We start from the raw sequence: 14653 nt of genomic DNA, 5'->3' as shown, positions 1-14653 counted from the left end.
AGGGGCTGCTTCAGCGAAGACGATAATAGTTAGACTCGCGGAGACTCCCCCTCACCCGGAATCTGCTCTCGCAAATTTCGGCCTCTCCCCGCAAGCGGGGAGAGGCGAAGGCAAGCCTCACCGCGCCTCTTCAAATCCCGCCAGCACCGAGGTCAAATTGGCGCCCAGAATATCCGAGAGATAGCCGCCCTCCTGCACGAACACCGTCGGCAGGCCCATCTTCGCAATCGCCTGGCCGATGCGACGGAAGCCGGGCGTGGTGACGGCGAGGCCCTTCAGCGGATCGTGCTCGGAGGCGTCGAGGCCGAGTGCGATCACGAGCGCGCCGGGCGCAAAGGATTCGATCGCCTTGCGCGCGACGTCCATCGCCTGGATGTAACCGTCATCGCCAGTGCCGATAGCAAGGGGGATGTTGAGATTGGTGCCGCGCCCGTCGCCTTCGCCGCGCTCATGCGCATAGCCCCAAACATAGGGATAGTATGCGACGGGATCGGCATGGATCGACACCGTGTAGACGTCAGGTCGCGCGTAAAAAATGCCTTGCGTGCCGTTGCCGTGATGGACGTCGACGTCGAGGATCACGACGCGCTCATGCTTGAGCCGCAGATGCGCCGCCGCGATCGCACTGTTGTTGAGGAAGCAGAAGCCGCCGGCCATGTCGCGATAGGCGTGATGGCCGGGCGGACGGCAGAGTGCGTAGGTCGCATCCTCGCCGTCCATCACCATCTGCGCCGCGGTGACTGCAACGTCCGTCGCGGCACAAGCCGCGGCCCAGGTGCCCGGGCCGATCGGCGCCGCGGTGTCGGCCGTGTGCCAGCCGAGCTTGCCGATGATGTGGGTCGGATAGGTCGCCGCATGCCGCACCGGATGAATGTTGCCGATCATCTCCGGGCCAGAATCGCCAAGCGCGGTCCAGGCGTTCCAGGCTTCGCTCAGGAACGACAGATATTCCGGGCTGTGAATGCGGGCGCGGGGCCCCTGCCCGAAGGTCGTTGGCCCGACCAGTTGATGCTTGCCATCCTTGAGACCCCTGAGCAGGCGGTCGGCGCGTTCGGGCTGTTCGGTGGTGCGCTTGACGACACCGCGAACCAGGAAGAATTGCGGATCATGGCTGCGGTGCAGTTCGGTATGGACGGCCTTCACTCAAACACTCCGTGGTCGCATGCTCTTTGACGATACCACAGATGTCTAGATCTCTGCGGCGGCAGGATGCAAGCAAGAAGGATGCCGCCGCTCTGCGCTGGAAGCAGACCGCCATTGAAGCACCTCATTGTTTGAGCATGATCTTATCGGAGAACCGCTACACGCTTTTCCGGATCATGCGCTAGCAGCGCCCGCGCTGAAGGCAGTGCTCGCGGCCCTGCTGATCGGTGCGGAAGGACTCGATGAAGCCACCCTGGCGCTGGGTGACGAAGACGGTCTTGCCGTCGCTGCCGCCAAAGGCGAGATTGGTCGGCTCCTTGCCCTTCAGCGCGATCTCGCGCTCGACCGCCCCATTGGGCTTGATCAGCGCGATCGTGCCCTTGAGAATGCGCGCGATATAGAGACGGCCGCCGACATCGGTGCGCAGGCCGTCGATGGTGTCCGGCTGAAATGCCTTGACGAGCTTGGCCTCGGTGAGCGCGTTGCCGGTGACGATGTAGGACCAGACCTGACCGTTGCTGGACTCACCGACATAGAGCGTCTTGCCGTCGGGGCTGAGATCGATGCCGTTGGTCGTGCCCATCGCGCGCGGCGCCGACATGATTTGTCCCTGCACCGATCCGTCGGCTCCCTTGGCGATGCGCCAGATGTGGCCCTCGCGGCCCCTCCAGTTCGGGTCACTCGCATAGACCGTGCCGTCGCGGGCGATGGTGATGTCGTTGGGCTGGCTCATCTCGTCGGAGTGAAACCAGACGGTCGGCTCGGTTGAGCCCTTCGGAATAGCGAAGATGTTGTGCTTCTTGTAGTCGGCGATGAACATCGTGCCGTTGCGATCGAAACGGATGGCGTTGCCGACGCTTCCCTCGGGGAGCGCCGTGAACGGCTCCGAAGCCGCGCCGCCCGCAGGCAATCTGCCGATCGTGCCGGGCTTGCCAAAATTGACGACGAAGAGGTTGCCGTCGAGATCGGCGGCGGGCCCTTCGATGCCGAAGGTATATTCGCTGGCGGGTGTCACCTGCACGCTTTCGAACAGCTTCGTCTCAGTTGCGGCCAGCGGCGTCGCGACGACGAGCAAAACGCTACTGCACAGGCACCAGAAATTCCTGCCGGATGTAATAGCCATCGTCGTCGCTGCACTCGCCATTCAAATAGGGATCGGCCGGCCGGAAGAAGCGGCTGAAGCCGGGTTTGTCTACAGCGTTCCTTTGTGTCACGACGACGACCTTGCGGGCCGGTATTTCGCCGCATTCCTTGTTGGCCTTGCTGAAGAAGTTGCGCTGCGGCGGGCCGGATTTGATGCGCATCCGCGTTCCCGGAACCATTTTCGCAACGAGCAGGTCCGCGGTATTGAGGAGGGCCCCATAGCCGGGCTCGGTCTTCGGCAGACCTTCGCCGCCCGGCGGCATCAGCTTCTCTGCGCCGATGCCGCGCAGCCGCGTGCGCAGCTTGCCGGAGTCCGGGTCGCCCGGATAGATCCAGCCATCCTGCGACAGCATGAAGCGCAGCACGGCCGCGTCCTTGTCTGAGTCCGATTGACCCGCCTTCAGGCCGAAATCCGAATGGCAGCCGAGGCAGTGCTTTTCGACGAGGTTCTTGCGCAGCGTGGTGAGACGGATCCGGTTCTGCGCATCCTTGGCGACGAAGGCCGTAAGCTGGTCGATCAGCGCCGGGCTGCGCGTATCGCAGGGCAGCGGCGGCAGTGGATCGCCGGCGGCGCGATCGATGCGGATCACTGTCTGGTTCTTGTCCTCGACCAGCCAGATCGCGCCGTCCTCCGCGACCGTCATGCCGACGGGCGCACCTTGCGGCCGCGCCCCGTTGACGCGGTGCCAGCCGGCAATCAGTTCCTCGAACGGCGCCGCGGCGACATCGCCGGCGTCGGTCTGAAAGCTGTGGGTCGGGTCGGCCGCGCAACTGACGTGATAGCGCACCGGCGCCGGGCTCGGCTTGGGGAAGCCATGATCGTCGACATCGTAGATGAGAACCCGGCTGCCGGTCGGACGATAGCCGTGCAGGCCGATCAGCAGCTTGCCTTCCAGCTCCGGGAATTTGGCGCCGTGATAGTAGAGCATGGCGAGGGGCGCGCCGTGCGGCGGCAGCAGCGAGAACGGCGGTTTGTAGAGGGCGTTGCTCGTACAAAGGGACTTGTAGGTGCCCGATTGCAGCACGCTTCTGAACTCGGGGCTCGGCGTCGACAGGTCAAAGCAATAGGGCCAGCCATAATGTTTGCCCTGCTCGATCGCGTTGATCTCCTCGTTCGGCTTGAAGATGTCGGGCAGGTCGCGGCCGTTCTCACCCTGGAGAAAAGCGTAGCCGGCATCGGGGAAATTCGGATGCAGCGCCAGTGCCATCGAATTGCGCAGGCCGCGCGCATAGACGGTGTGTGCCGGATCGGAATCATTGGGCTTCAACGCCGGAAAGACGCCGCCTGAAGGCGGTGTGAACAGCCAGATCGCGGCCGTCGCGGAGACGCCTTCGGCCGCGGCGCAAGGTTTAGTGATCGGTGCGGGCGTGATGCAGTCGTCGCTGTGGGCGCCGACATTGACGAATAGCCGCCCGTTCCTGTCGAAGACGAATTGCTTGAGCGGATGCGCGCTCTCGTCGAGCTTGGTCCCGTCCGGAAGCGTAATCCGGCGGCCCGGCATGTGGCGGATGATGGTCTCGACCGTGCTGCGCGGATTGTCCGCGAGCGGGTCGAAGCGGAAGATCGTCTCGGCGGTCGAGGCATAGAGCTTCCTGTCCGTCCCGATCACGAGGCCGAACGGATATTCGACGCCGGTCAGGAGCTCCTTGAATCTCTGGCCTTGGGGCGCATGCGGATCGAGCAGCAGCATCCTGCCATCCGAGTGGCCCCAGCCGCCCATATCGGCGACCACGAAGAGATCATGGCCAGGCACCTGGATGATCGAACGCGGAAATTTCGGATGATCCTCTTCGCTGGCGACGAGGCCGGCGCAAAATCCCGCCTTCATGTCGATCTGGATTTTGGGAAAGGCGAGATCGCCGCTGCCGCAGGTTTCCGGACCGATCGCGTAGCCGCTCTTGCGAACCGGTTCCGATGAGCCTACCGAGGCGAGGGTCAGAAGGGCGACCACCAAGGCGCCCGCGCATGCGCACAGGCTTCGGCTTTCACGCCAAAATGTGAGGTGGTTCACGGCGGCCCCCGGACTTTCGGTCCAAAGTTGTTCCATGCCGCAGGAACGCCGTCCAGTTGATCAACACCCCCTTGTGATCAAACCCGCAGGGGTCTTCGTCCCGACCAATCTCCGTAGATTCCCTTACCGGGCTCGCCCCGAATGTCTCGCGAAGGCCTCAGATGGTATCCGTGTGCCGTCCTAATCGCTCTCGACAGGAGGCGTGTATGGTTCAGATGTATTTCCACTGCTCCAACACCGAAGGCACGCTGATCGATCACAGCGGCACTGCGGTCGCCAACCTGACCGAGGCGCGCGACCGCGCCGCCCAGATCATGAGCTCGATGATCCAGACGCCCGGCGCCGAGGACTGGCGCGACTGGGTGATCCATGTCAGCGACGACGACGGCGAGGAGATTTTCGATCTCCCCTTCGCTGCCATGCTCGGCAAGCCGCATTGAGGTGATGCCGTGCTGCCCGCTTTATTGAGCCTGCTCTGCCAGCCCCTGAACTTCGTTGCCACCAAGTGGCAGAAGCTGGTGAGGATCGCGGGCAACCCCTACCGCCCGGAACTTCACTACATGCGCGGGCCTGGCCCAAAATGGCACGCCAAGTATCAGGCCAGCCGGCTGAACCGGGCGCCCTGAGCGCAGCCCGCGTCTCCTCCTCTACTTGCCCGTGAATTTCGCCTTGCGCTTCTCGACAAAGGCGCTGCGACCTTCGATGGCGTCGGCACTCTTGCGGATCGTGGCCTGGAGCTCGATCTCGCGACGGAACTGGGCATCGTAGGTCGCGTGCTCACTCTCCTCGACCAGCATCCGCGTGGCGACCAGAGCACGCGCGTCGGGCCTTCCGCCAGACGGTGCGCCAGCGTCAGCGCCTCCTCCATCAGCATCGCGTCGTCGACGACCTGCCGCACCAGGCCGATTTCATAGGCGCGTTCGGCCGATAGCGGCTCGTTCAGCAACATCAGCTCGAGCGCGCGCTGGCGGCCGATCAGCCGCGGCAACAGCCAGGTCGAACCAAGGTCGGGCACCAGCGCGATGCGGCTGAACACCTGGATGAAACTCGCCGACCGCGCCGCAACAATGATGTCGCCGGCCATCGCCAGGCTGAAGCCGCCGCCGGCAGCGACGCCGTTGACGGCGACGACCACGGGCACGCTGCATTCGCGTAACGCCTTGAACGCGGGCCAATAGAAGCGCATGACGCCGGCGGCGATGTCTTCGCCCAGCGCTTCGGATGCCTTCAAATTCTGTCCTGACAAAAACCGCGCCCCACGCCGGTGAGGACCAGCGCGCGCACATCGTCATCCTGCGTCATCTCGGCGATGGCGGCGGCGAGCGCGCCGAGCAGGTCCGGCGTCATCGCGTTCAGACTTGCCGGCTCGTCGAGCGTCAATATCCCAACGGCGCCATCCCGCGCCTGTTTCACACCTGCCATGTCGCGTCTCCCCGTGGATGTTCTCGTTGGCTGCAATGTGCCATTGTCCGCGCGCTTCGCCAACCAAGACGACCGAAGACAAGACGCAAGACGAGATCATGCCTCATCAGTTCAGCCTCAACCAAACCGTCCGCAAACCCGCCGTCACATCCAGGGGCGGCATCGTGGCCTCGCAATCGCGGCGGGCGGCCGAGGTAGGAGCGCAGGTGCTGGCAGCCGGTGGCGACTGCGTGGACGCGATCGTCGCGACCACTTTTGCGCTGAACGTGCTGGAGCCCTGGAACAGCGGCATCGGCGGCGGCGGCGCAATGGTGCTCTACCGCGCCAAGGAAAATCGCTATGTGGTGATCGACTACGGCATGTGCGCGCCCCAGAGCCTGCGCGCGGCCGATTATCCGATCACCGGAGACCGCGTCGCTTCCGACCTTTTTCCGTGGCCGCGGGTGAAGGACGACCGCAACGTTCACGGTCCCGCCGCGATCGCGGTGCCCGGTGTCGTCGCCGGCATGGAGGAGGCGCACCGTCGCCACGCCAGGATGCCGTGGAAAGACCTGGTTGCGCCGGCCGTCGCACTCGCCGGCGAGGGCCTGCTGGCCGACTGGTGGACCACACTGACGATCGCGGGCTCGGCCGCGGATCTTCGACGCTATCCCGCGAGCGCGGCCGCATTTTTGAAGGACGGCCTGCCCCCGAGCCCGCCATGGAGCATCGAGGCCGAGACGCGGCTGCCGCAAGATACGTTGAAGGCGACGCTGTTGCACCTCGCCGAGGCCGGACCGCGCGACTTCTATCAGGGGGATCTCGCCAAGAGCATCGCGTCCGACATCAGCGCCGATGGCGGCTCGCTGTCGGTCGAGGATCTCACCGCGTTCCGCGCACATCTGCGCGAGCCGCTGGCGATTCCCTATCGTGGCGGCAAGGTGCTTGCGACGCCGGAGCTCACGGCCGGGCCAACCATGGCGCATGCGCTGCGCCTGTTGCAGCAAAATTTGAAGCCGGCAAGCACGCCCGATGCGGCAGCCTACGCCGAATATGCCGTTGCGCTGCAATCGGCCTATCGCGAGCGGCTGAAGGACATGGGCGATGCCGACGGCAAGCGCTCCCTCGGCGCGGAATATCTGGCGCCCGCCTGCACCACGCACTTCTCCGTGGTCGACCGCGACGGCAACATCGCCGCGGTGACGCAGACGCTGCTCTCATCTTTCGGCTCAAAATATGTGACGCCGCACACCGGCATCGCCATGAACAACGGCATCATGTGGTTCGATCCGACGCCGGGCACCACCAACTCGCTCGCTCCCGGCAAGCGCTGCCTCACCAACTACACGCCGGTCATCGCCGAGACCAGGGACGGCAAGCGCCTCGCGGTCGGCGCCTCCGGCGGCCGCCGCATCCTGCCTTCGGTGATGCAAATCCTGTCATTTGCGATGGATTTCGGCATGGACCTCGATGCCGCCATCCATCAGCCCCGCATCGATTGCAGCGAAGGCGCGATCGTGCTCGGCGACACGCGGCTGCCGGCGGATGCACGTAAGGCTCTCGCCGCGCGCTTCGATTACAAGGAAACGCCGGTGCAAACTCTACCGATGAAGTTCGCCTGCCCGAGCGCAGTGATGCGCGACGGCAACGTCAATTCCGGCTCGGCCGAGATCTTCCATCCCTGGGCCGACGCGGTGGCGGAGGGCTAGATCCCCAGCCGGTCGCGCACCCGGCCTGCGATCACTGCGGTGGTTACCCCAACCGGCCAGAAGGCGTGCATCGGGATCGGCTTGATGCCGGTGATGGGCATGTCGATCTCGGCCCTGGCGCCGCCGATCAGGCGGCGCGCGAGTTGCGCGCCCATCGCGGTCGAGAGCGCGACGCCGCGACCGTTGCAGCCGAGCGAGATCAGGATATTCTCCGCAGGCTCATGCACGTGCGGATAATGGTCCTTGGTAATCGCGAGCCGACTGTTCCAGCCATGGATCCAGGCCACGCCCTTGAGCTGCGGCCATAGCCGCCCGGCGTAGTGCATGAGATAGGCGACGTCCGTCGGCAACTTGATCCAGCGCATCGGACCGCGACCGCCCATCAACAGGCGATTGTGCTGATCAATGCGGTAATAGACCGTGATATGGCCGCTCTCGTAGAGCACGGGACGCGTCGGCATGATCGAGCGAGCGACCTCGTCGGAAAGCGGCGCGGTGGCGGCGATCGACGAAAACACCGGCACGATGGTGCGGCGGAGCGCCGGCCAGAGATCGTCGGTGAACCCGTTGGTGGCAAGCAGCACTTTTTCCGCATGCACGACCGCACGCGGCGTCTCGATGCGCCAACGCGTACCCTCGCGACGAAGAGAAAGCGCCGGCGTCTCACCATAGACCTTCGCGCCCGCCGAGATCGCGGCGCGCGCAAGACCACGCGCGTAGCTGAGGGGATGTAGATCGCCGCCGCGCGTGTCCAGCATGGCGCCGATGTAGCGGCCGGTGCCGGTCATCTCGCGCAACTGCTCGCGGTTCAGGTACGTCACGGGCATGCCGCGGCGGATGCATTGCTGCGCCGTCTTTTCGATCGCCGCGGCGCTGGCCTCGTTATAGGCGGCGCGCAGCGTGCCATTCTGCCGGGCCTCGCACGGGATCTGGTAGCGGCGGATCAGATCGTGGGTAAAATTCGTTGTGCCGTAGGAGAACTCAATCATGCGGCGGCCGAGAGCCGCGCCGAAATCGGCCTCGATCTGATCGGGGTCGTGCTTCAAGCCGGGATTGGTGTGGCCGCCATTGTTGCCGGATGCACCCCAGCCTGGTTCCTGCGCCTCCAGCACCAGCGCCTCGACGCCCTGCTCGGCGAGATGCAGCGCTGTGGAGAGACCAGTGTAGCCGCCGCCGATGATAGCGACTGAAACGGTCTTGTTGCCGTCGAGCGGCGGCGTAGCAACCGGCGCAACGGCGGTGTCGGCATAGAGCGAGGGAGGCAGAGGCAGGCGCGCATTCATGACGAAGACCGATCAGAGCGGATGCAGCACGCGCCGCAAAAAGTCCTGCGTACGCGGATGCTGGGGTTGATTGAGCACGGCCTTTGCCTGTCCCTGCTCGACGATGACGCCGCCGTCAATGAACAGCACACGGTCGGCAACGTCGCGGGCGAAGCCCATCTCGTGGGTGACGACGACCATGGTCATGCCGTCGTCAGCGAGCTTGCGCATGACGCCGAGGACGTCGCCAACCAGCTCGGGATCGAGCGCCGAGGTCGGCTCGTCGAACAGGATCGCCTTCGGCTGCATCGCCAGCGCCCGCGCGATCGCGACGCGCTGCTGCTGGCCGCCGGAGAGCTGCGGCGGATGGGCGTCGGCCTTCTCGGCGAGACCCACTTGCGCAAGCAGCACGCGGCCGCGCTCGAGCGCGTGCGCACGCGATTCCTTCTTCACATAAAGCGGCCCCTCGATGACGTTTTCCAACGCTGTACGATGCGGGAACAGGTTGAAGCGCTGGAACACCATCGAGACCTGGGTGCGGACTTTCACGATCGACGGCGCATCGCGGTCGACCTTGAGGCCTTCGACGATAATCTCGCCGCGGTCGTAGCTTTCGAGCCCGTTGATACAGCGCAGGATCGTCGACTTGCCGGAGCCGGAGGGACCAATGATGCAGACCACCTCACCCTTCTCGACGTTCGCGGTGATGCCCTTGAGGACCTCGTTCTCGCCAAAGCTCTTGTGGACGTCGGTGAGCTCGATCATTTCCTGCCCGCCCGCTTCTCGAAGTGACGGACCAGCAGGATCAGCGGAATGCTCATGGTGAGATACATCAGCGCCACCATCGTGAACACGTTGGTGTTCTTGAAGGTCGAGGACGCGATCAGCTTGCCCTGAAGCGCCAGCTCGGCGACTGTGATGGTCGAGGCTTGCGAGGAATCCTTCAGCATCATGATCATGACATTGCCGTAGGGCGGCAGCACGATGCGCACCGCCTGCGGCAGCACCACGCGGCGCATGGTCAACCACCAGCCCATGCCGATCGACTGCGCCGCCTCGATCTGGCCCTTGTCGATCGCCTCGATGCCGGCGCGGAAGTTTTCGGCCTGGTACGCAGAATAGGCAATGCCAAGGCCGAGGATCGCGGCCTGCAACGCCGACAATGTGACGCCGAGGTCCGGCATCACGAAATAGAGGTAGAACAACAGCACGATGATCGGGATGCCGCGGATCACGTTGATCAGGCTGGCGCTCAGCATCGACAGGACCTTGATGCCGGAGACCCGCATCATCGCCCAGACCAGGCCGAGCACCGTCGAGAGCAGCAGCGAGCCGATGGTGACGACGATCGTCAGCACGACGCCGCTCATCAGGATCGGAAAGAACTCGACGGCGTCGTGCCAGAAGCCTTTCATCAACTAGCCTTCAACGATCAACCTTGCGCCTTAAGGCCCCATTTATCCAGGATCTTGTCGATGGTGCCGTTGGCCTTCAGCTTCGCAAGCGAGGCGTTGATCTTGCCGAGCAACGCGGTCTCGCCCTTGCGGACGCCGATGCCGACCGAGCCGACGGTGACGGGCTTGTAACCGTCGACGAGGCGCACCTCGGGGAAGCCGCCCTGTTTCAGATTGTAGGCCAGGATCGGATAGTCGGCGTAGCCGGCCTTGAGGCGTCCGGTGTTCACGTCGCGGAGGATGTCGGGGATGGTGTCGTAGGCCTTGACGTCGGCGAACAGGCCGGACTTCTTCAGCGCGTCGACGAAGGCGGTGCCTACCTGGGCGCCGACCGTCTCGCCCTTCAGATCGTCCTGCGTCGCATAGGCCTTGGTATCGGTCTTCGGCACCACCAGGCCTTCGCCATAGGTGTAGATCGGGTCGGAGAAGTCGACGACCTCTTTCCGTGGCGCCGTGATGAACATCGCGGCCGCGATGATGTCGATCTTGCTCGAGGTCAGCGACGGGATCAGTGCCGAGAACTGCATCGGCTCGATCTGCACGCTGAGGCCGGCGTCCTTGCCGATCTCGGTGATGAGATCGACCATGATGCCCTGAATGGTGTTGGTCTTGGTGTCGAGGAAGGTGAAGGGAATGCCGGTCGGCGTCGAGCCGACCTTCAGTACCTGCTGCGCGGAGACCGGCATGGCCGCCGAAATCGCGAGCACCGCGACCGCGGCCTGAACAAAACGCTTCAACGGCATCGCATTCCCCTTTGGGTCCGGCCGACGGCGGCGTTCGCGTGCGTCGTGATCGAAGACGTTGCGGGCCAAGCCGTTTCGGCCTATTTTCACCAATATGAAAATTTGGTCACATTTTCACGGACGATGCAAGCGGTTTTCATGCACATGAAGGAAGCGGTTTGACGTGAGCGGTGGCAAAAGAATGCGCAAACCGACCGCCGCAAAGCCGGCGAAGAAGGCCAAGGCTGTCGCCAAAAGGACTGCAAAGCCGGCGGAGCCTGCAATGGATGTCGCGGTCGGCCGCCGCATCCGCGATCTCCGGCGTGTCAGGCAGTTCTCGCTCGAGACGGTGGCGGCACGCACGGAGCTTTCGATCGGCTTCCTCAGCCAGATCGAACGCGGGTTGTCGTCGCCATCGCTGCGCGTGCTCGCAACGCTCGCCGACGTGCTCGGTGTCGGCATCGCCGCGTTGTTCGGCGCGAGCCCGAGCGCCGACGGCGCCTCCGATCAGGTGGTGACGCGCGGGCTGCGGCGGCCCGAACTGAAACTCTGGCGTACCGGCGTGTCGAAGCAATTGCTGAGCCCGGCCAGTGCCGACAACCGGCTCAATCTGTTCCTGGTCCATCTGGAGCCCGGCGGATCAACCGGCGACGAGCTCTACACCCATGACGGCGAGGAAGCCGGCCTCGTGCTCGAAGGCGAGATGATGCTGACGGTGGACAGCGACACGTGGTCGCTGAAGACTGGCGACAGTTTTCGCTTTGCGAGCCGGCGGCCCCACCGGTTTTCAAATCCGGCCAATGATGCGAAGGCCGTGGTGCTGTGGGTGAATTGCGTGACGGGGGCGGGGTAGCTCTCTCCTCCCTCCGAGAGCGCATTCTCAGTCCCGTCATCCTGAGGTGCGAGCCTTGCGGCGCAATTGCGCCGCATGGAGAGCCTCGAAGGGTGCACGGCCTCGATGCTACCGGGCCGTCGCCCTTCGAGGCTCGCCGCACGGCGCTATCGCGCCGCGCAGCTCGCTCCTCAGGGTGACGGGGATAGATTAGCGGCGCGGAAAGATGCTCACCCGAACCGGTGTTCGTACCGGTCCACCGTCAGCGCGCTGACATCGACATCCGGCTTCTTGCCCGACAGCATGTCCGCGAGCACGCGGCCGGAGCCGCAGGACATGGTCCAGCCGAGCGTGCCGTGACCGGTGTTGAGGTGGAGATTGGCGTAGCGCGTCGGGCCTATTACGGGCGGCCCGTCCGGCGTCATCGGGCGCAGGCCGCTCCAGAACGTCGCCTTGGAGAGATCGCCGCCGCGCGGGAATAGATCGGTCAGCGAGTGATCGAGGGTGGCGCGGCGGGCGTCGTAGAGCTTGCTTGAAAAGCCGGAGATTTCGGCGGTGCCACCGACGCGGATGCGATTGCCGAGACGCGTGATCGCTACCTTGTAGCTCTCGTCCATCACGGTGGATTCCGGCGCGCCCGAGGCGTCCTTGATCGGCACCGTGATCGAATAACCCTTCACCGGATAGACCGGCAGCGAGATGCCGAGTGGAGCAACCAGGCGCGACGACCAGCTACCGAGCGCGAGCACGTAGCTATCGGCCTGCAACACGCCGGCGCCGGTCGCGACACCGCTGACGCGCCCGCCATCGGTGACGATGCGGTCGATGCCGGTATTGAACATGAAGCGCACGCCGAGCGCTTCCGCGTGCTTGGCCAGCGCCTGCGTGAACATGTGGCAGTCGCCGGTCTCGTCCTGCGGCAAACGAAGTCCGCCGGCGAATTTCTCCTTCACGCCGGCGAGTGCCGGTTCGACCGCGATGCAGCCCTCGCGGCTCAGCACTTCATAAGGCACGCCGTACTGCTTGAGCACCGCGATGTCCTCGCCCATGCCGTCGAGCTGGGCCTGGTGGCGGAACAGCTGGAGCGTGCCTTGTGAACGCTCATCATACTGTATGCCGATGTCGCGGCGCAGATCGCGCAGACAATCGCGGCTGTATTCCGCGATCGGGATCATCCGGCTCTTGTTGACCGCATAGCGCGCGCTGGTGCAGTTGCGTAGCATCTTGGTGAGCCAGACCCACATCACGGGATCAAGCTTCGGCCGGATCACCAGCGGGCCGTGCTTCATCAGCAGCCATTTGATCGCCTTCACCGGCACGCCGGGACCGGCCCAGGGCGAGGAATAGCCGGGCGACACCTCGCCGGCATTGGCGAAAGAGGTCTCCAGCGCCGGCTCGGGCTGACGGTCGACGACCGTCACCTCATGACCGGCGCGTGCAAGGTAGTAGGCAGAGGTGACACCGATGACACCGCTGCCGAGGATCAGAACTTTCACGCTTCGTCAAACTCCCGCGGCATCACGCTCGCCGCTGCAAGGAAACCACTCGCAACGGCGAGAGCAATTATCAGGCCACCCGCTTGATGGCGTCGCCCAGGATCGACACGATATCGTCGATGTGGCTCTTCTCGACGATGAGGGGCGGCGACAGCGCGAAGGAGTCGCCGCTCATGCGGAAGTACAGCCCGCGATTGAAGCAGTCGACCATGACGTCGTAGCCACGCGCACCGACTGTGCCGTCACGCGGCGACAGCTCGACCGCGCCCATCAGGCCGCAATTGCGGATGTCGACGACGTTGGGCAAGCCCTTGAGCGAATGCAACGCATCGCCCCAGTACTCGGCGATCGACGCGCCGCGCGTGAGCAGGCCTTCGTCCTTGTAGATGTCCAGCGTCGCGATGCCCGCGGCGCAAGCCACCGGATGCGCCGAATAGGTGTAGCCGTGGAACAGCTCCATCATGTTTTCCGGACCGATCATCATGGCGTCGTGCACCTTGCGATGGGCAAACACCGCGCCGCAGGGAACGGTGCCGTTGGTGATGCCCTTGGCTGTCGTCATCAGGTCCGGCGTGACGCCGAAGAAGTTGGCGGCGAATGGCGTACCGAGGCGGCCGAAGCCGGTGATGACTTCGTCGAAGATCAGCAGGATGCCGTGCTTGTCGCAGATTTCGCGCAGGCGCTGGAGATAGCCCTTCGGCGGCGGCAGTACCGCGGTCGAACCCGGCACCGGTTCGACGATGACGGCGGCGATCGTCTCGGCGCCGTGCAGCGCGACCAGGCGCTCGAGATCGTCGGCGAGTTCGGCGCCATGCTCCGGCTGATCCTTGGCAAAGGCGTTGCGGGTGAGATCATGGGTGTGGCGGATGTGGTCGACGCCCGGCAGGAGGGTCGCGAATGCGCGGCGGTTGGCGACCATGCCGCCGACCGAGGTGCCGCCGAAGCCGACGCCGTGATAGCCGCGCTCGCGGCCGATCAGGCGGGTGCGGCTCGCCTGGCCGTTGGCGCGGTGATAGGCGAGCGCGATCTTCAGCGCGGTATCGACCGACTCGGAGCCGGAGTTGGTAAAGAAGATGCGATCGAGGCCCTTCGGCGCGATCTCGGCGAGCCGCTCGGCGAAGTCAAAGGCCAGCGGATGGCCCATCTGGAATGACGGGGCGAAGTCCAGCGTCATCAGCTGCCGCTCAACCGCAGCCGCAATCTGCTTGCGGCCGTGGCCGGCGTTGACGCACCAGAGGCCGGCGGAGCCGTCGATCACCTTGCGGCCGTCGACGGTGGTGTAGTGCATGCCCTCGGCCGAGGAGAACAGGCGGGGCGCCTTCTTGAACTGCCGGTTGGCCGTGAACGGCATCCAGAACGAATCGGTCTTGATAGTGTTCGGAATCTGATGAAGGGTCACGGGCCACGCTCCTTTGCTGACCCGCTAGCAGAGCCACGGCTTCAGAAGCGCAACAAGTCCTTTTCTGTTGACCTGCAAGC

Annotated in this window: 12 protein-coding genes and 1 pseudogene; 3 read left to right on the top strand and 10 right to left on the bottom strand. The window is 64.6% G+C overall.

The window, feature by feature from the left end:
* Window positions 1-117: 117 nt before the first annotated feature.
* From ABIB73_RS23950 to ABIB73_RS23940, 3 genes are all read right to left on the bottom strand, one after another.
* Window positions 118-1143: a histone deacetylase family protein gene (locus tag ABIB73_RS23950; protein WP_354227962.1), complete on the bottom strand. Its 1026-nt coding sequence runs from the start codon at window positions 1141-1143 to the stop codon at window positions 118-120.
* Window positions 1144-1324: 181 nt separating this feature from the next.
* A complete protein-coding gene (locus tag ABIB73_RS23945; protein WP_354227960.1) occupies window positions 1325-2266 on the bottom strand; it encodes an SMP-30/gluconolactonase/LRE family protein in 942 nt (313 codons plus the stop codon).
* Window positions 2223-4298 carry a PQQ-dependent sugar dehydrogenase gene (locus tag ABIB73_RS23940; protein WP_354227958.1) on the bottom strand — a complete coding sequence of 692 codons (2076 nt, stop codon included), beginning with the start codon at window positions 4296-4298 and terminating at the stop codon, window positions 2223-2225. The genes ABIB73_RS23945 and ABIB73_RS23940 overlap by 44 nt, the downstream gene beginning before the upstream one ends.
* A gap of 206 nt (window positions 4299-4504) precedes the next feature.
* On the opposite strand from ABIB73_RS23940, the gene ABIB73_RS23935 reads away from it, so the two are divergent.
* Entirely contained in the window at window positions 4505-4738 is a 234-nt protein-coding gene (locus tag ABIB73_RS23935) for a DUF6894 family protein (protein WP_354227956.1), read from the top strand.
* 155 nt (window positions 4739-4893) lie between these two features.
* On the opposite strand, the pseudogene ABIB73_RS23930 reads toward ABIB73_RS23935, so the two are convergent.
* Window positions 4894-5645, bottom strand: a pseudogene (locus tag ABIB73_RS23930) (enoyl-CoA hydratase-related protein).
* A gap of 173 nt (window positions 5646-5818) precedes the next feature.
* Between ABIB73_RS23930 and ABIB73_RS23925 the strand changes: the two are divergent.
* On the top strand, window positions 5819-7408 hold the full coding sequence (locus ABIB73_RS23925) for a gamma-glutamyltransferase family protein (protein ID WP_354227954.1): 1590 nt from the start codon (window positions 5819-5821) through the stop codon (window positions 7406-7408).
* Here the strand turns inward: ABIB73_RS23925 and ABIB73_RS23920 are convergent.
* The 4 genes from ABIB73_RS23920 to ABIB73_RS23905 are packed head-to-tail and all read right to left on the bottom strand — an operon-like array spanning window position 7405 to window position 10867.
* Window positions 7405-8691 (bottom strand): NAD(P)/FAD-dependent oxidoreductase, encoded by a 1287-nt coding sequence (locus ABIB73_RS23920; RefSeq protein WP_354227953.1) that lies wholly within the window; start codon window positions 8689-8691, stop codon window positions 7405-7407. The two genes, ABIB73_RS23925 and ABIB73_RS23920, sit on opposite strands and share 4 nt — an antisense overlap.
* Window positions 8692-8703: 12 nt before the next feature.
* Window positions 8704-9435: an amino acid ABC transporter ATP-binding protein gene (locus ABIB73_RS23915; protein WP_354227952.1), complete on the bottom strand. Its 732-nt coding sequence runs from the start codon at window positions 9433-9435 to the stop codon at window positions 8704-8706.
* Window positions 9432-10085 carry an amino acid ABC transporter permease gene (locus ABIB73_RS23910; RefSeq protein ID WP_354227950.1) on the bottom strand — a complete coding sequence of 218 codons (654 nt, stop codon included), beginning with the start codon at window positions 10083-10085 and terminating at the stop codon, window positions 9432-9434. Before ABIB73_RS23910 ends, ABIB73_RS23915 begins: the two co-directional genes overlap by 4 nt.
* 17 nt (window positions 10086-10102) lie before the next feature.
* On the bottom strand, window positions 10103-10867 hold the full coding sequence (locus ABIB73_RS23905; protein ID WP_354227948.1) for an ABC transporter substrate-binding protein: 765 nt from the start codon (window positions 10865-10867) through the stop codon (window positions 10103-10105).
* A 181-nt stretch (window positions 10868-11048) separates the two neighbouring features.
* Between ABIB73_RS23905 and ABIB73_RS23900 the strand changes: the two genes are divergently transcribed.
* Window positions 11049-11699 (top strand): helix-turn-helix domain-containing protein, encoded by a 651-nt coding sequence (locus tag ABIB73_RS23900; protein ID WP_354227946.1) that lies wholly within the window; start codon window positions 11049-11051, stop codon window positions 11697-11699.
* A gap of 209 nt (window positions 11700-11908) precedes the next feature.
* Here ABIB73_RS23900 and ABIB73_RS23895 read toward each other — a convergent pair whose 3' ends face one another.
* Together ABIB73_RS23895 and aptA are read right to left on the bottom strand one after the other, a co-directional pair.
* On the bottom strand, window positions 11909-13174 hold the full coding sequence (locus ABIB73_RS23895) for a D-amino acid dehydrogenase (RefSeq protein ID WP_354227945.1): 1266 nt from the start codon (window positions 13172-13174) through the stop codon (window positions 11909-11911).
* A gap of 70 nt (window positions 13175-13244) precedes the next feature.
* Window positions 13245-14573 (bottom strand): omega-aminotransferase AptA, encoded by a 1329-nt coding sequence (gene aptA / locus ABIB73_RS23890; RefSeq protein ID WP_354227943.1) that lies wholly within the window; start codon window positions 14571-14573, stop codon window positions 13245-13247.
* Window positions 14574-14653 lie beyond the last annotated feature (80 nt).

The sequence above is a fragment of the Bradyrhizobium sp. F1.4.3 genome (assembly GCF_040548375.1).
Lineage (GTDB): Bacteria > Pseudomonadota > Alphaproteobacteria > Rhizobiales > Xanthobacteraceae > Bradyrhizobium.
The sequence above is the reverse complement of the archived record's forward strand: the minus strand, read 5'-3'. Positions and strand labels throughout refer to the sequence as shown.